We start from the raw sequence: 17,076 nt of genomic DNA, 5'->3' as shown, positions 1-17,076 counted from the left end.
CCAAAGTTATTCAAGCAATCTTTGCCGTTGCTTCGGCGAACGACCGTGCTTCACATCACGCTGTCTCCCCTGTTCGAGCCGTCGCGTCGATTGCCGCGTACTGCGAATCAACTCATTGGTAGTCTCCCGTCTCGCCGCTTGGGCAACACTCAGCAAACCAATGAAGAGGCTGACCATCATTAAGAAGAACAGGGCCCAAAGCGTTAAGAACCCTTGTCGCCGCGCAAATCGACCAGTGTTGTTTGCCAAGGTAATCCCTCCTGTTTTAGGTGGAGCCGAACAATCCCTGTCATCTTCGTTTCGGTCCAATCCAGTTCCGTGACCTGCCGCAACAGCGGGTAATATCCCTGCCCTTTCTCGTTCGTTAAGCGTAAGACCCCTTTGCGATTGACCCCCAGACTCAGGGCATGATTGCCGGACTTAGCATCCATTAAATCTAAGCTGTGCCGGTGAACCCGCGTGACGCGATACCTTCCCGGTTGTTCCAAAATCTGAATGACTTGATACCAGGCCACCGGATCCCGCCGTAGTGGTCGCATGAACCCCCGCGCAGTCCCGATAGCCAAAATAAACATCCCTGATGCCACGATCAGTGCTAGCACACCCTCCACAAGCGTGAATCCCTGTCGTTTGCTCATGAACGCCTTAAGCTGGCCACGAGTGCGTGATCATGGGCCACTCGCGCGAGTCGCAATTCCCGCTCACGGACGCGCTCGAGTCGTTGGGTCGTCAAGATCACCTGTTGCGCTAGAATGACCGTTAGTGCCACAATGCTCAGTGCCAACAAGGCATCCGGCAAGAGCCATCCCTCATGGGGCTTCCGTCGTTGCTTCCACATAGATTAACGCCCCTCCAATCTGAAACGTTTGTTGCCAGTAATTGCCGCTGGGCCGACTATGCCACCACAATGTTTGGGCAGTACTCACGCCATTACGACGAATCTCCAAATCGGCTGCCGGTGGTAACAATCGTAATCCCGGCGGCGCCTTGACAGTGCGCAATAAATGGTGAGTCACCCCATCCCGAAAGCTTGTCCGACCAGTGTTGGGATCGATATGAACATCCACTATCGTTCGATGGGCCAAGGCCCACTGCCGCCCAGCCGTCCAAGCCTGTTGCCAGACTGGCCAAAAGGCTCGTTCTGAAGTGATTTGTCGTTGATGACTAGCCTGAAATCCCACCAAGGTGGTCAGACCGGCAACAATGGCTAACACTAATAGCGTCTCATATAAGGTGAAGCCTTGGCGCCTATCCCGTCGCCTTCGCATGGTCCGTCACAATCGAAATCCCCTCTCGTTTCGCCTCAGAGACTTGTTGTGGCGTCAAATATCCTGACTTCTCTAATGTCCCATAGTCAACAGTCGTCGCCGTTTGGTGATCGTCCAAATAAGCCGTGACCTGTCCCTGTACGACGGTCGTCATCGCCCCGCGGTGAATACCTTGGGCCCGGTGCCGCTGTCCGCTCAGATTGGGTAAAATAATCAGCACCAATAGGGAGATAATGAAGAGCACAATGGTCATTTCTACTAATGTAAAGCCCTGTCGTCTAGCCATGTGTCACCCCTTGTAGGTTGGCATACATGGGCAGTAACAGACTCAGATAGGCCCCCACAATCATTACAGCAACCACGCCTAATAACAAGGGTTGCACGATCGCTAAGGCACTCTCCCACCGCCGGGTAAGCTCACGATACTGCATCACACCAAAGGCCTGAAGCTCACGAGCCAACTGGGCCGTTGTACTCCCCTTCTGCAAGAGAATCAACAACTGTGGCGCAATGTAGGCCTGCTGCCGGAGCCAGGTCGTCGGAACCTGTCCTCTAGTAAGCTGGTGATCCAATGCCGTTGCCAGCTGGGCCAATAGCGACTCGTCCGGCAAGCGCTGCAATACGGTTAGCATCTGTTGAACACTTAAACCGCTCTGGACGAGTTGCCCCAAGGTCGCTGCTAAGTAATAGGCATAATAAGCTCGAAACAAGCGTCCAAGGACCGGCCAACGGAGATAACTGGTCGCGCGTTGCAGACTCGTTTTCTGTCGCCACCAGGAGGTCCCAATCACCCCGCCACCCAGGACCGCCAGGCCACCACCTAACATTAAATACTTGGTCCAAGGGAACCCCACTGTTTCAGTTGCCCCCATCCCAGACTGAAGCTGGGGCAAAACACCGATCTGAAGGGCTAGAAACAACCCTAGCATGCTCACCAACAATCCCGCGGGATACACGAGCAATTGATGGAGTCGTTTTCGCTGAGTCGCCATCAGCCGCAGCATCTCTGCAGCGTGACGGAGACCGACACCCAGCTCGCCATAGGTCGTCATCGTCCACAATTGAAAGTAGACGTTGGACTGTAAATAAGGCTCTAATAAGGGCACGAAAGGTTGTCCACTGGCAAGTTGCTGTTCAATCTTGCCGATTGCTGCCGGTAGGGTCGGATCAACCAATCGGATGAAGGCTACGGCCTGCTTCAACGAAAAGCCACTGGCCAGCTGCTCAGCCAACACCTGACAGAAGGCCGCCTGACTGGTAAGAGACCACCTAGCCCTCGCGGAACCTTTGCGCCACTTGTGAAGAGATCGCTCCAGTGAGTTGTGCTTTTTCAAGATCTTGACGCCACCTTTCCGTCATTTGATTAGATTGTCTAAAGAGCTCTGTCTCCGTGACAATATCGAATAAAACCGCTGGTTCACGATGTTGCCGTGGAATTAAGCGTTGGTAGCAGGCCGCTGTGAGTGCCTGCCGTAAGACGGCCTCGGCCACTCCCAGTTCTCGTAGCCGTGTAACCGTTCCCTGTGCATTTTTAGCGTGAACCGTACTAAGTACCAGATGGCCACTTAGGCTGGCTCTAATCGCCGCCTGAGCCGTCAGAGCGTCCCGAATTTCACCGATGATGAAGATATCCGGTCGATGACGCAGGCCAACCTTAATCAGAGCCTCATAGGTCATCCCAGCCGCCGCATTCACCTGTAATTGAATAAACTGAGATTCTCGGATTTCAACGGGATCCTCGATGCTCAGCACCACGGGGTCGCCGGCGAGTTGGGTGGCCATGGCATACATCGCGGTCGTTTTACCTGACCCCGTTGGCCCAGCAAACAGGATCAGTCCTCGCTGCCGACTCAGGGCGCTGAGCTGTTGGGACTGGCCAGCCACCAAGTAAGTTGCCTGTAACGTATCGTAAGGATAAATAAGCCGCACCACCAATGATTCTCGTCCAGAAAAATCACCCACCGTGGATAATCGCAGATCGATCGGCATTTCAATGGTCTTCCAGGCCAAGGACCCCACCTGTGGACGCCGACGTTCACTCACGACCATGTCAGCATGAAATTTCAGGTACGTCAGCAGTTGCTCCCCTGTCGCCGTCGAAATTTCTCGCCATAATTGTCGTTTCTGAAAGCCTCGCAGATAGATTTGATAGCCTGCTTCGCGGGGCAGAATGTAGATGTCGCTGGCTCGAATCGCCTGTGCCGCCTCGATGACTGCCGTCACTAATTCTGAAATCATTCGCTATCGCTCCCCTCTTTAAGGCTAATTCCGTTAAATAACCCGGATTCGTGTAAAAAAAGGCAAAAAAAAAGAGAATTCCAAATTGGAATTCTCTCAAAAGCTTTTCTATTCGACCCCTTCAGGTAAAACAGCAGCTTCGTAAACGTCAGAGACGTCATCATTATCGTTAAGTTCATCAATGAGGCCTTGGTATTGCGTAACCTTGGCTTCTGGAACTTCAGTCGTCGTTTGTGGGAACATCCGAACTTCTGAAGTATCCAGCTTGTAGCCCTTAGCTTGTAATGCATCACGAACTGAAATTTCACTAGCAGCATCCGTGAAAATCTTAAACTCGTCGTCCGTGGTTTGTAAGTCGTCTGCCCCGGCATCGAGTGCATCCATCAACATCGTATCTTCATCCGTGTCCAGACCATCACGCAGGATTACAATGTAACCCTTCCGGTCAAACATGTATGAAACGGAACCTGACGCACCAAGTGAGCCACCATGGTGTGTGAAGGCAGAACGTACAGCGGCAGCCGTACGGTTCTTATTATCCGTCAAAGCAGCAACCATGATCGCTGTCCCGGCTGGACCGTAGCCTTCGTAGGTGATTTCTTCGAACTTAGCGCCACCAAGACCAGAGGCTTTGTCTAAAGCCCGCTTGATGTTTTCCTTAGGCATGTTAGCTGCCCGCGCCTTGTCCATTTCCAAACGAAGTTGAGGGTTACCGTCGGGATCAGGACCACCTGCTTTTGCAGCTTGGTACAAATCACGTGAGATTTTTTGGAAGATTTTTCCACGCTTTGCATCCTGAGCATTTTTCCGGCCCTGGATGTTATGCCATTTAGAATGTCCTGACATCGTAACTCCTCTTTTCTAAAATTTTATAGATATCCGTATAAAACAGACACTGTTTATATTAGCACTTACACCCCCACCATTCAATTGCTTAGACTGGAAAAAGCGACTATTCATCAAAAATGTATATTTTTTAGCGGACTTGCTTATCTACAAGGGATTTTTGTGTTGTTTATTTGAATAATTGCTGTATAAAAACAAATTTATCAAAATAAAACTTGTATAAATACACGAACTATTCTATACTCTAAACCATCATCAACACAGAGGAGCACACACATATGAAGAAAAAATGGGTTCTATTTTTTGCCCTGGTCATCGCTCTCTTCACTGGAGCCACGATGACGGGGACAACGGCACACGCCGCTAGCGACGATTCACTCGCACAAGTTCAAAAGAAAGGCACTCTGGTCATGGGAACTTCTCCGGACTATCCGCCTTATGAATTTCAAGCAACCGTCCACGGCAAGACGAAAGTCGTCGGCATGGACGTTGCCGTTGGGGAAAAGATTGCCAAAGACCTTGGCGTCAAATTAGAAGTCAAGTCAATGTCCTTCGACTCTCTGCTCGTTGCCCTACAAACGGGTAAAGTCGATATGGTTATCTCCGGGATGAATCCCACCCCAGCCAGAAAGAAGAACGTCGACTTCACGCACACCTACTATCAGGGTGGGTACAGCATCGTCATCAACAAAGCCGACAAGGGTATTTATAAGAACAAAGATTCCTTTAAAGGGAAAACCATCGGGGCCCAAACCGGTTCCACGATGTATAACGAATCCAAGAAACAAACGACTGACACGACCGTTAAAGGAATGACCTCCGTTTCCGACCTTATCTTGGGTCTTCAAAGTCACAAGCTCCAAGGGGTCGCCATGGAAAAGCCTTCCGCCGAAGCCTACGTTTCCAATAACAAGGAACTGGCTTCAATTCCGAGTGACTTCGACTTAAGCGCGTCCGACACCAGTGCTTCTGTTGCCTTCAAGAAAGGCTCAACCTCACTAGTTGCCGCTGCCAATAAGTCAGTCGACCAGATTAAGAAACAAAACCTCGTCAACAAGGATTACCTCCCCGCAGCCGGGAAATACTTAAAGACCAACACGGTTAACACCAGCATGTTGCACTACTGGAAGGCCTTCCTTAAAGGGGTTGAATACACCCTGATTATCACGGTCTGCTCCGTCTTCTTCGGCTTTATCCTCGGGGTACTCTTAGCCCTCGCACGGATGGCCCAAGGTGGCCCATTGATGACTGGTCTGCGCTGGTTAGCCACGGCCTACGTCGAATTCATTCGGGGGACGCCAATGATGGTTCAAGTCATGTTTGTCTACTTCGGTCTGGGACTGGTCGTTAACCTTCCCGCCCTCATGTCTGGGATCATCGCCATCTCTTTGAACTCTGGTGCTTACGTGGCCGAATACATCCGTGGTGGGATTAACTCCGTGGACAAGGGCCAAACCGAAGCCGCTCGGAGCTTGGGAATGTCTCGTGGCTACACCATGCGTTACGTGGTTCTCCCACAAGCCTTAAAGAACATCTGGCCATCATTAGGTAATGAATTTATCACCTTAATCAAGGACAGTTCAATCGTCTCCATCATCGGGGTCTCCGAACTAATTTTCCAAAGTAACATCGTTCGGTCCGACACCTACCGTGGGGTTGCGCCAATCGCGGTCATTATGGTTCTCTACTTCATCCTGACCTTTACCGCCTCACGGATCCTGAACTTCTTTGAAAGGAGAATGCAACATGACTAAACCAATTATCGAGGTTAAGAACCTCGCCAAAAACTTCGGCGACAACGTCGTCTTAAAAAATATTACGGAACAAGTCAACCCTGGCCAAGTCATCGTCGTCATCGGGCCATCTGGTGGTGGGAAGAGTACCTTCCTACGTTGCCTCAACCTCCTCGAAACGCCAACGAGTGGTGAGGTCGATTTCAATGGTGAGAACCTCACCACGCTCGACCCTAAGCGGGTTAACGAACTGCGTGAACAGATGGGGATGGTGTTCCAAAACTTCAACCTCTTCCCCAACATGACGGTTCTCGAAAACATCAAGCTCGCCCCCATGAAGGTTAAAGGTATCGATGACACTACCGCTCCCAAACGAGCTCACGAATTGCTCAAGCAAGTTAACTTAGATGACCATGCCGACGCCTTTCCTGGTAGTCTCTCCGGTGGACAAGCCCAACGGGTGGCCATCGCCCGGGCCCTCGCAATGGACCCCAAGGTGATGCTCTTTGATGAACCAACGTCGGCCTTAGACCCCGAAATGGTCGGTGAAGTTCTCAACGTTATGAAGGAACTCGCCAATCAAGGAATGACGATGGTCGTGGTGACCCATGAAATGGGTTTTGCCAAGTCCGTGGCCGATCGGGTCTGGTTCATGGCGGATGGCTTCATCCAAGAAAACAACACCCCTGAATCCTTCTTCAGTGATCCTCAAACGGAACGGGCGCAAGATTTCTTATCTAAAATTCTCATGTAATTCCTTAACTCTAATAGCAATAAAAAACGTCAACCCGCAATTGCGGGTTGACGTTTTTTTACGACTCTTTAATTAATGACGACGTTGCTTCCGAATACCGAAGACGCCCAAACTCCCTAGCAGAACCCCAATGGCAGCCCACCAAGGGGTCTGTTGTTCATTGGTCTGTGGTAACGTGGCTTCCTTAGCAGTCGTTGCCGACTTCGTCGAAGATGTCTTCAGCACTGTTTCATGTGGCATTGCGGCCTGACCACTCACGATTGGTGACTTCTGGCCTTCACCTGGTGCTTGAACCCCACCATCACTAATCACTTCGTGTTCATTAATCGTTCCTGGCTTTGGATCTGGCTTAGCCGGATCGGTTGGATCGACCGGATCAGTTGGATCAGTCGGGTCGGTTGGGTCCGTAGGATCGGTCGGATCAACGGGATCAGTTGGATCGACACCCCCGTCACCAGATCCACCAGTACTTGGAGCGACAACCGTTAAGGTCACGGTTGTCGTTTGCAACCCATTAGCACCCTGATAGCTCAGGGTAACCGTATAAGTGCCTGGTGTATCGAGCGTAGCATCCCCAAGATCGAGGGTAACCTGACTTGCGTCGATGGCTTCGGCGTTGCTGTCGGTCCCCTGCGGATTAAAGTCAGCCGCAGTTGGTGTGGGATCGCCGACTGTCATCGTGTAGTTGCTCCCAGTCAATGTTGGTGTTGCAGCAACAACCGTTAACTCTACAGTCGCAGTCGCCGTTTGTACCCCATCCGCATCCTGGTAGTTCAACGTTACCGTATAAGTGCCTGGTCTATTGAGCGTAGCATCCCCAAAATCGAGAGTTACCTGACTTGCGTCAATAGCTTCGGCATTGCTGTCAGTTCCTTGCGGCTTAAAGTCGGCTGCAGTTGGTGTGGGATCACCGGCCGTCATCGTGTAATTACTCCCCGTCAACGTTGGCTTTGCAGCAACAATCGTTAAGGATACAGGCGCTGTTACCGTCACACCGTTGCTATCCTGATAACACAATGTGACCGTATACGTACCTGGTCTGTTGAGCGTAGCATCCCCAAAATCAAGGGTAACCTTGCTTGCGTCGATGGCTTCGGCATTACTGTCAGTTCCCTGTGGCTTAAAGTCCGCGGCAGTTGGTGTAGCACCCCCGACTGTCATCGAGTAGGTGCTCCCAGTCAGCGTTGGTTTTGCGGCAACAACCGTTAAGGTCACGGGCGCCGTTACCGTCACATCACCATCCTGATAACGCAACGTGACCGTATACGTACCTGGTCGATTGAGCGTAGCGCTCCCAAGATCGAGGGTAACTTTACTTGCATCGATGGCTACGGCGTTGCTGTCAGTTCCTTGCGGCTTAAAATCGGCTGCAGTTGGTGCAGCATCACCAGCCGTCATCGTGTAATTACTCCCAGTCAATGTTGGTTCTGCGGCGTTGATTGTCAAGACACTATCCGCTGTCAATGACACATCATAATTAGGATTGGTACTCGTAAAGCTGTAAGGATGGGTACCAACTCCCTCACCCGCAGCTCGACTTACTGTGATGCCATAATCAGCTGGATCCACAACCTGACCGTCAACAGTGACTGTTGGCGTTGGATCGGTTTGACCTACCGTCTTTTGACCAGTGACCGTCGCCACAACAATTGCTGGATCAATCGTCAGTGTTGCCGAATTCTGCGTCATATCTTCGTTCCATTCATATGAGGCAGCATCTGGGCTCTGCGATAAGACCCGATTGATAGCGTCCGGACTGACCGTTACAACATACTTACCGGCGTTAACGGTTTGGTCATCGACCGGCGTTAACACAAGATCCCCATCCTTCAAATCATAGAAGAAACCATCGGTCAGATGAATTTGATAATTTGAAGCATCCGGAGTTGGTGTTGTGCCATTGTACGTGGCGGTTTGTGAACCGGTAATCCAGTATGATCCCTGCCGTTGACTAACCTTTACCAAGGCCGTTTCAGTTTCGTTACCGTAACTGTAAGTCACCGTGTGGGTCCCAACGCTCAATTTATCAAACACATCGTCAGGCTTGATAGCATCACCATCCAATGCTATATCAAGATCATTCAAACTAAGCTTGGTTCCCTCGATATTGTATAAATTATCAGCGGGTGTCCAACTCTGCCCGTACCAAATGGCCGTATTCACAACTTGGATAGTAGGATCATTCAAAACAACTTGATAAGTTCCGTTATAAATGTTCTGACCAGCGGCATCGGTTAAAGCCCAAGCAAATGTAAACTGGTTGACACCTTTAGCTACTTGAAAAGTATCGGTAGCTTGATCGAAGGTAACTTGATTCCCAGCATCCGCGCCATTGACTTCAATGTCGGAAACCTTTAAGTCTGTGTTGGTTAAGGACCCCACAGACGTCGCAAAAAGGTCATTCAGGGAGATATGGGCCGTATCCGTAAAGATGGCCGCATACTGAGTTGAAGCGATGTCAGGCGTCTCCTGGGACGTTGTCAGCTGTGTAATTCGGTTATAGCTGAAGGCTTGATCCCCAATTGCTGTATTTGGGCCAACACCGACACCGGTCAATTGATTACTGAAGAAAGCCTGGTTGCCCAAAGTCGTAATGCTATTAGGAAGAACGATGTTACCTGTTAATTCATTGTAAATGAAGGCCCCTTCACCAATTGTAGTCAAGCTAGGATTAAACGTAATGCTTGAGATATGGTCCCCAGCAAAGGCTTGATTGCCAATGGTTGCTAAGTTCGTTGGCAAACTCAGGTTACCGGTCAACCCGGTATATTCAAAGGCCCCATTACCAATTTCGGTTAAGGCGTTAGCGTCAGTCATATCGACACTCGTTAAGTTGCCATCATAGGTAAAAGCAAAATCGCCGATCTTCGTCAATCCCACTGGTAATTTAATCGACGTCAAGGCTGTATTATCCAGAAAAGCTGAGGCCCCAATTGTTTGTAAACTATCAGGTAACGTCACCGAAGTCAGCCAGGTGTTGTAAACAAATGCACCCTCACCAATCGAAACTAATTGGCTTCCTGGAGCAAAGTTAACCGTCGTTAACCCACCAACAGTATTGCCGCCCGAATCTTTTTTCGTGTCAGCCGCAAAGGCATAGTTTCCAATTGTCTGCAAACTGGCTGGCAAGGTGAGCGTGGTCAAATTACCATCATATTCAAAAGCTTCGTTGCCAATAGTGGTCAGGCTAGTTGCGGCATCGAAGTTCAGCGTTGCCAGTGCGCTATCGGAACTAAAGGCCCCGTCACCGATACTGGTCAGACTTCCCAGAAAGGTTGCATCGCCTAAACTAGTGTCACTGGCAAAACTACTATCCCCGATTGTTTGCAGGTTCGTTAAGTCGCCCCAGTTAACTGTGGCTAAGTTTGAGTTGTAACGGAAGGCCCCATCACCAATCGTTTGGATGCTGGTTGGTAAGACCAGATTGGAAATCTGGGCACTGGTAAATGCATCCTTACCAATTGAAGTCAGCACGTTATTTTGACCAAAGTCCAGCGTTTCAATTGGGTTGTAAACAAAGGCTGAATCGCCAATTGTCGTCACCGTGTTGGGCAACGTCAATGACGTCAGTTTGTCACTAGCAAACGCACTACTACCAATCGTTGTGAGTGTCGTATTGCCACTAAGATCTAAGGTTCTTAAATTAGAAAGGAAGGCAAAGGCACTACTACCAATGGTCTTCACGCCATCACCAATGACCACACCCGTAATCCCAATCGATAAGTTATTGGGATCATCCGCATTATAGGAAACAAAGGCGTTATCGGCGATACTCGTCACCTTGTAGACGTCACCATCGGCCGGATTAATCATAGTCGTTGGAATTGTTAAAATACCATTGACGGCCTTGGTTAATCCAGTAATCGTTGCTTCTTTCGTGTCTTTATCGAAGTCCACTTTGAAATAGCTAGCGTCCGTCACATCAGAGGACACCTTTGCAACTTTGGCACTGTAAAGGCTTGCGGCCATTGGGGCAGCAAACATTGAAGGCGTAACATTCAGGCTAGTCGTTTCAATGGTTGGCGTCACGTCAGAGGTTACTACATCTTTAGTATCGTTCTGCAAGTCTGCAGTTTTTGTTGCCGCTTCTTTAGCAGCAGCTTCAGCGGCGGCTTCCTTGGCGGCAGTTTCACTAGCAGCCGTACTTGAGGCGGCTGCCTCTTTGGCAGCGGCTTCTTTAGCGGCAGCAGCGCTGGCGGCGGCTTCACTAGCGGCGACGCTTGAGGCCGCGGCACTGGAGGCGGCAGCAGCGCTGGAAGCGGCTGCTTCTTTGGCTGCGGCATCACTTGAAGTTCCTGCATCAGAACTTGCCTCAGTTGCTAATACAACCTTGTCGGCTCCACTAGCCGATTGCCCACTGGCTGCTGCGGCTGTAGCAACGGCATCTGCCGAATCCGCATGGGCTACCGTACTCTGATCTTGAGCCATTGCAGCGCCTAGTCCCACTGCAACAACAGTAATCGCGGCAAAAACCCATTGTTTGCCATCCTTGTACATCTTGTAATGTTGTTTAGCTTGCATTGTCGCTTGCTCCTCTCACAAAGACCGGGCTAGTCACCCCAGTTGCTGTACCGAAATATTCCGAACAGCGGTTCCGTACTCTTATTGCTTTATTTTAGCCACTAATTCGTCTAGTGCAACTAATTCTTGTTTGTGGTAACAAGTTAGTCTTAAAACATTACCAAATGGCCAACGAATGAGGACTAATCCTATTTCACACAATAAACTGATTATTCTAATATCATATACCGAAACCCAACTCGCGGTCAATCAATAACTAAAAAAAAAGTTAATCATCACAACGGTGTTACCCCCTAATAATTAAACAAGGGGTAACTCGTTTTGATGACTAACTAATTTTGTTTCCATATTAGAATCGTCTTATTTGTTGCTTACTAGGCTTTCCGAAAGGTTCGATGTCCCAATAAGACCAACAACCCTAGCACGATCTCCGCGGCACCAATGAAGATAATGACCCCTAGTCCGCTGTGACCAACTGTCGTCACGGCAGTTTGAACGGCCGCTGTCATCCCAGCCAGAACGACGGGAAGCCCAAAGTAACCGGCAACACTCAAAATAATTGTCAGCACCCCACCAACCGTTAATCCGGGGCCGAGGCTACCAAAAACATGGTGCACGCTAAAAGCGTAAACGGTTGTCACAATCAGCAGCATCCCAATGGCTACAATTGCCCAAAGATCAATCTGGCGGGCTCTCTGAATCTTGGTGCCAGCCGCCATCATCGTCTCTGTCTGAACAGCCGCTTTGACCGTCTTCTGCGCCTGATTAGCCAATGACTTTTGCAGGGAATCACTGGCGGTCACACCCATCGCTTGTGCCTGGGCCGCGATGGCGGCTTTTAGATCGGAGTCATCGACAGTCGTGGCCGTCTCCCCATAGATTTCGGCAATTCCTTGTTCCAAATAGGGTTGAACCAATCCCGACGTGACGGGATTACCACTGATTCCCAGGCTCAGGAGATCGTTATTCAAGTCATTGATCACCTTTTGGCCAGTGCTGTCTCGCGACACCACCCCTGCCGTATAGTTGGCATTGAACACGGTAAAACGTAGCCCAACTGTGATCGTCAGGAGCGTGATGAGGACAGCGACCCAGCGAGCTAACGCTGGTCGCCGCTGATAACCATTCTGATTGGGACTTGCTTGAGGCTGCGGATCTTCCGCCTCCTCTGAGTGATAGCGGGCCATTCGACTATTCGCACTCATCAGCATCCCCTCCATTCTTAATTTTTATTGATACCCATTGTAGCACACTCTACCTTTGCGCCTCATTAAACCCAGTCACATCGTCCGGAGATCAAAAATACCGCCGTTCCAACTGGCCCGACGGTATCTCATCTATTTCGTTGAGCTCCGTTTCATCAAGCCATAAGGTAGGATGACCGTATTCTCATCAACGTTTTCGTTATTCATTAACTTCGTCAGCAGACGCATGGCAACAGCCCCAATATCATAAAGAGGTTGGGTGATCGAACTCATCTTAGGCCGAACCAGTTCTGTCAACTTCGTGTCATTACTGGTAATCACTTCGAAGTCTTCGGGAACGGAAACGCCAGCATCGGTGAGACCGTTCATCACACCAGCTGCCAGTTCGTCATCGCCGACAAATGCGGCCGTAGCACCAGCTGCAGCCAAGGCAGGTTCAAGTGATTGACCAGCCTTGTAGGTGTAATCTGTTTCAAAGACCAGCTTGTCATCATAAGAGATACCAGCATCCTTCAAGGCCTTCTTGTAACCCTTCAGTCGGTAATCATGGTTGATGGCTTGGTCCATTGAACCGGAAACAAAGGCAATCTTACGGTTCCCATGGTCGATCAGACTCTTAACGGCCTCGGCGACGGCGGCAACGTAGTCAATGTTGACGCTAGGCTGGGTCTTCTGAGCATCGACGGAACCAGCTAAGACAACGGGGGCCTTAGAACGACGGAATTCTTCGCGAAGTTCATCGGTTACTTGATTCCCCATGAAGATGATCCCATCGACTTGTTTAGCCATTAACGTGTTTAATACCTGAACCTCTTTGCCGCCATTTTCATCGGAATTGGTCAGGATAATGTTATATTTATACATCATGGCCACGTCATCAATCCCTCTAGCTAATGAAGAGAAGTAGATGTTCGTGACATCGGGGATAATGACCCCTACGGTCGTGGTTTTCTTACTTGCTAATCCTCGGGCGACGGCATTTGGCCGGTAATCCAGGCGATCGATGACTTCGAGCACCTTCTTACGGGTTGCGGGTTTGACGTTGGGATTCCCATTGACCACACGGGAAACGGTGGCCATCGACACGGATGCCTCCCGGGCCACGTCATAGATTGTTACAGTTTGTTTTTCCATTGTGATAGCCCTTTCTTTCTTGGTTTGATTTGTTTTCATTCGTTTTCAAGCAACTTGACTAGTATACAGAAACTCCGAGGTCGACGCAAGATTGAAAACGCTTTCACATCAAAGAATACCTTATTTTCATGTAATTTTCAAGACAGATCCCTTCAGATTTACCAATTATTAGAATATTTGATGGTATAATTGAACCATTAATTTGAAAGGGTGATTTCATGACGAAACTCGAACAGATTCAGCAGTGGACAGCGGAACACCATGCTAGTATGACCTATTTAAGCAATCCCAAAACCATCCAGTACCTCACAGGCTTTGGGAGCGACCCTATTGAACGGGTCTTAGCCTTGGTCGTCTTCCCCGACCAAGACCCATTTATCTTCGCCCCCGCCTTGGAGGTCGAAGTGATTAAGTCAACCGGTTGGGCTTACCCCGTCATCGGCTACCTTGACCACGAAAATCCTTGGGCAATGATTGGCGATCAAGTCAAAGCCCGCCACGTCAACCCAACTCAGATTGCCATCGAAAAGGGTCAACTACCTGTTGCCCGGATGGAAGCCCTGGCTGCGCAATTCAGCAACCCCCACTTCGATTTAGACCTGACGAGCTTCATTGAACACATGCGCCTGATCAAATCGGCCGAAGAAATCAAGAAACTTGAAATCGCCGGTAAATGGGATGACTTCGCCTTCGAACATGGTTTTGCTGCCGTGAAGGCTGGCAAGACGGAACAATCCGCCGTTGCCGAATTACAATATGCCTTGATGAAGGAAGGTATCATGGAAATGTCCTTCGGGAGCCTGGTTCAAGCCGGTGCACACGCCGCTGAACCCCATGGTGCCACCAACGCGACGAAGTTCCAAAACAATGAACTCGTCCTCTTTGACCTAGGGACCGTTTACGACGGCTACATCTCCGATGCTTCCCGGACAGTTGCCCTCGGCACCCCTACCGCTAAGGAAAAGGAAATCTACGACGTGTGTCTCGATGCCCAGTTGACGGCACAAGCCGCCGTTAAGCCTGGCATGACCGCCGCTGAACTCGACAAAGTTGCTCGTGACATCATCACCAAGGCCGGCTATGGCGAATACTTCATTCACCGGCTCGGTCATGGGATGGGGATGAGCGACCACGAATTCCCATCCATCATGGCAGGGAATGATCTGGTCCTCGAACCTGGCATGTGCTTCTCCATCGAACCCGGTATCTACATCCCTGGTGTTGCTGGGGTCCGGATCGAAGACTGTGTTCACGTCACTGAAGACGGAAGCCTGCCTTTCACCCACACTTCAAAAGAATTAACTTACGTCGGCTAAACTGCATTAGCCTAAACATGACAAAACCCCGACTTCGCAATCTGCGATGCCGGGGTTTCTTTTGGAATTTATTTATTCAGCGTCGGAATCCGTGGCAGTCGTTTCCGAATCTTCGTCAGATTCGTCGCTATCGTCTTCAGCATCGTCGGGTGCCAGGTCAGGCACTTCATCGCTACTCAAAACGATATCGTCGGCTGGATCATCATCGGCAGATGCGGCAGTTTGCCAAGCCGGTGCATCATCCTTGGCTTCCAAACGGTCATTCAAGGCTTCCTTGAAGTCGTCAGCAGCATCTGCGGCATAAAAGGCATAGTCAACTGCCCGATCCTTGAGAGCATTGTAACGGTCACGTGCGGCTCCCTTAAGGGCCTCACGTTGTTCCAAGTCAAGCGCATGGTAAGCTGCATATGCGGCCCCACCTAAAACTAACCCAGCTAATAACTTGTGTTTTGACATTCTAATGACTCCCTTTCTGTATCTTAATCCTTAGATTTATGATTTCTGTAGAGATCAAATGCCGTCTTACCCATTCGGGCAGCCAGTGATGTCTTGGCGGTCGTCTTGGCTGTGTCACCCACGCGCTCCGTCAGGTTACGAGTGGCGGTATTCAAGTCCGACACACTCTCACCTAAATCAGCGGCAGCCTGGAAGACTGGATCAATCGTGGCGACCTTCTGGTTGACGTCCTCTAACAATTCATTTGCGTTGGCCATAATATTTTCAGCTTGATGACTGATGACGTCAATGTCTGACGTCATGGTCTTCACTGATTTATTAACCTCACCCAACGTTTTATTCATCTTTACTAAGAACATGCCAATGAAGAGGACCAGAATCAAAAACGCAATTGCTGCGATTAGGCCCGCTACTTGTCCACCGGTCATGACAACCCCTCCTTGTACTCAGTTACTTACCAATAGAATAGCATTCTCACCAGGCTGGTGCAATTAAAACCCCGAATTATCCCGGCTTTTCTCGGTGGATGCTGGGCGTCATTGGTAAAATCTGCTAAACTAAAAACAGCGTTTTAAATCTGAATCTAAGGGAGGCTCGTTTCTTGACGGCCTTAATATCCACGACAACCACGAGTTCCAAGGGGTTGCAACATTATCTAAATACCTTTAACTGGGAGGAACTCTGGCACCTGATCACCAGTCGCTTTCTCACCCTACTCTTCCTGACCGTTCTTTTCTTCTTTGTGAACCTAGTTGGGAAGGCCATTCTTAAACGGAGCTTCAAGCGGTATCTAGATCCTAAACAGGGCTCCAACAATCGACTCCAAACCATTAGCATGCTCTCCATGAACATCTTTCACTATACAATCCTATTCTTCTGGCTGTATGCCATGCTCTCCACCCTGGGCGTTCCGGTTGGCACGTTAATCGCCGGTGCCGGAATCTTCAGTTTGGCTTTAGGGCTCGGTGCCCAAGGCTTCGTGAGTGACCTGGTTACCGGGGTCTCGATCCTCATGGAACAACAGATCGATGTCGGCGAAACCGTCAAGATCGGGACGATTGAGGGCGTGGTTACCGCAATTGGCTTGCGAACGACTCAGGTAACGAGTGCCGATGGCACGATTAATTTAATTCCCAACCGGAACATCACCATCGTTTCCAACCGTTCACGAAACAACATGCGGGCCACGGTGAATATTCCTATCGCCCCCACGACACCCGTCGAGCAGTTACGTCCCATCATTGAACAGGTCAATCAAGAGCTGTTACCGAAGCATCCTGGGGTCATTGGAACACCCCTGCCTACCGGTGTCGTTACCTTGCCGACCGGGGAACTGGTCTATCAGGTCAGTCTCGTCTGTGAGAGTGGCACCCAGTTCTCACTCCAGGCCATCTTCCTCACGGCCTACCTCAAGGCGATTCGTCAGGCTGGTATCAAATTACCAGCGCATACGCCGACCACCGTCTAATCGAATAAGATCAAAAGTAAAAAGAGTGTGACAAAAGGCGGTTAGTCAATGAGCATTAACGTCGATAGACGAATAATCCCGGTCTTGGATTGTTTGTCTATCGGGGTTAAGCGGAGTTGACTGCCTTTTGTCACACG

17 protein-coding genes are annotated in these 17,076 nt (G+C 49.9%); 4 read left to right on the top strand and 13 right to left on the bottom strand.

Features of this window, described 5'->3' with window-relative positions:
- Nucleotides 1-6 precede the first annotated feature (6 nt).
- The 8 genes from OCU14_RS09345 to OCU14_RS09310 all read right to left on the bottom strand — a co-directional run bounded on the left by OCU14_RS09345 (nt 7) and on the right by OCU14_RS09310 (nt 4,352).
- On the bottom strand, nt 7-249 hold the full coding sequence (locus tag OCU14_RS09345; protein ID WP_261810803.1) for a hypothetical protein: 243 nt from the start codon (nt 247-249) through the stop codon (nt 7-9).
- Nucleotides 204-638, bottom strand: coding sequence for a competence protein ComGF (locus OCU14_RS09340; RefSeq protein WP_261810802.1), 435 nt, complete (start codon nt 636-638; stop codon nt 204-206). The genes OCU14_RS09345 and OCU14_RS09340 overlap by 46 nt, the downstream gene beginning before the upstream one ends.
- Nucleotides 635-838: a hypothetical protein gene (locus OCU14_RS09335; protein ID WP_261810801.1), complete on the bottom strand. Its 204-nt coding sequence runs from the start codon at nt 836-838 to the stop codon at nt 635-637. Before OCU14_RS09335 ends, OCU14_RS09340 begins: the two co-directional genes overlap by 4 nt.
- Complete coding sequence (locus tag OCU14_RS09330; RefSeq protein ID WP_261810800.1) at nt 810-1,268, bottom strand: pilus assembly FimT family protein; 459 nt, start codon at nt 1,266-1,268, stop codon at nt 810-812. The genes OCU14_RS09335 and OCU14_RS09330 overlap by 29 nt, the downstream gene beginning before the upstream one ends.
- The gene (locus tag OCU14_RS09325; RefSeq protein ID WP_261810799.1) at nt 1,249-1,554 is read right to left on the bottom strand and encodes a competence type IV pilus major pilin ComGC; all 306 of its coding nucleotides are present in this window, start codon (nt 1,552-1,554) and stop codon (nt 1,249-1,251) included. The genes OCU14_RS09330 and OCU14_RS09325 overlap by 20 nt, the downstream gene beginning before the upstream one ends.
- Nucleotides 1,547-2,503, bottom strand: coding sequence for a type II secretion system F family protein (locus OCU14_RS09320; RefSeq protein WP_261810798.1), 957 nt, complete (start codon nt 2,501-2,503; stop codon nt 1,547-1,549). The genes OCU14_RS09325 and OCU14_RS09320 overlap by 8 nt, the downstream gene beginning before the upstream one ends.
- 34 nt (nt 2,504-2,537) lie before the next feature.
- Nucleotides 2,538-3,506 carry a competence type IV pilus ATPase ComGA gene (comGA, locus tag OCU14_RS09315; protein ID WP_261810797.1) on the bottom strand — a complete coding sequence of 323 codons (969 nt, stop codon included), beginning with the start codon at nt 3,504-3,506 and terminating at the stop codon, nt 2,538-2,540.
- Between the two features lie 108 nt (nt 3,507-3,614).
- Nucleotides 3,615-4,352, bottom strand: a complete 738-nt coding sequence (locus OCU14_RS09310) for a YebC/PmpR family DNA-binding transcriptional regulator (RefSeq protein ID WP_057878033.1) — start codon at nt 4,350-4,352, stop codon at nt 3,615-3,617.
- Between the two features lie 278 nt (nt 4,353-4,630).
- Between OCU14_RS09310 and OCU14_RS09305 the strand changes: the two genes are divergently transcribed.
- Together OCU14_RS09305 and OCU14_RS09300 are read left to right on the top strand one after the other, a co-directional pair.
- Nucleotides 4,631-6,106, top strand: coding sequence for an ABC transporter substrate-binding protein/permease (locus OCU14_RS09305; protein WP_261810796.1), 1,476 nt, complete (start codon nt 4,631-4,633; stop codon nt 6,104-6,106).
- A complete protein-coding gene (locus OCU14_RS09300) occupies nt 6,099-6,839 on the top strand; it encodes an amino acid ABC transporter ATP-binding protein (RefSeq protein WP_309296932.1) in 741 nt (246 codons plus the stop codon). Before OCU14_RS09305 ends, OCU14_RS09300 begins: the two co-directional genes overlap by 8 nt.
- Before the next feature lie 72 nt (nt 6,840-6,911).
- Here the strand turns inward: OCU14_RS09300 and OCU14_RS09295 are convergent, their stop codons facing one another.
- The 3 genes from OCU14_RS09295 to ccpA form a co-directional block, all read right to left on the bottom strand.
- On the bottom strand, nt 6,912-11,360 hold the full coding sequence (locus OCU14_RS09295; protein WP_261810795.1) for a leucine-rich repeat protein: 4,449 nt from the start codon (nt 11,358-11,360) through the stop codon (nt 6,912-6,914).
- Nucleotides 11,361-11,734: 374 nt separating this feature from the next.
- Nucleotides 11,735-12,565, bottom strand: coding sequence for a hypothetical protein (locus OCU14_RS09290; RefSeq protein WP_261810794.1), 831 nt, complete (start codon nt 12,563-12,565; stop codon nt 11,735-11,737).
- A gap of 132 nt (nt 12,566-12,697) precedes the next feature.
- Nucleotides 12,698-13,699: a catabolite control protein A gene (gene ccpA, locus OCU14_RS09285; protein WP_057878038.1), complete on the bottom strand. Its 1,002-nt coding sequence runs from the start codon at nt 13,697-13,699 to the stop codon at nt 12,698-12,700.
- A 218-nt stretch (nt 13,700-13,917) separates the two neighbouring features.
- On the opposite strand from ccpA, the gene OCU14_RS09280 reads away from it, so the two are divergent.
- A complete protein-coding gene (locus OCU14_RS09280) occupies nt 13,918-15,015 on the top strand; it encodes an aminopeptidase P family protein (protein ID WP_261810793.1) in 1,098 nt (365 codons plus the stop codon).
- 72 nt (nt 15,016-15,087) lie between these two features.
- On the opposite strand, the gene OCU14_RS09275 is transcribed toward OCU14_RS09280, so the two are convergent.
- Both OCU14_RS09275 and OCU14_RS09270 read right to left on the bottom strand, forming a co-directional pair.
- Nucleotides 15,088-15,471 (bottom strand): hypothetical protein, encoded by a 384-nt coding sequence (locus OCU14_RS09275; protein WP_261810792.1) that lies wholly within the window; start codon nt 15,469-15,471, stop codon nt 15,088-15,090.
- Between the two features lie 23 nt (nt 15,472-15,494).
- Complete coding sequence (locus OCU14_RS09270) at nt 15,495-15,899, bottom strand: DUF948 domain-containing protein (protein WP_261810791.1); 405 nt, start codon at nt 15,897-15,899, stop codon at nt 15,495-15,497.
- Between the two features lie 173 nt (nt 15,900-16,072).
- Here OCU14_RS09270 and OCU14_RS09265 point away from each other — a divergent pair, with 173 nt between their 5' ends.
- On the top strand, nt 16,073-16,939 hold the full coding sequence (locus OCU14_RS09265; RefSeq protein ID WP_261810790.1) for a mechanosensitive ion channel family protein: 867 nt from the start codon (nt 16,073-16,075) through the stop codon (nt 16,937-16,939).
- Nucleotides 16,940-17,076 lie beyond the last annotated feature (137 nt).

This window comes from Levilactobacillus humaensis, from assembly GCF_024345185.1.
GTDB classification, from domain to species: domain Bacteria; phylum Bacillota; class Bacilli; order Lactobacillales; family Lactobacillaceae; genus Levilactobacillus; species Levilactobacillus humaensis.
This window is presented reverse-complemented; position numbering and strand designations above follow the sequence as displayed.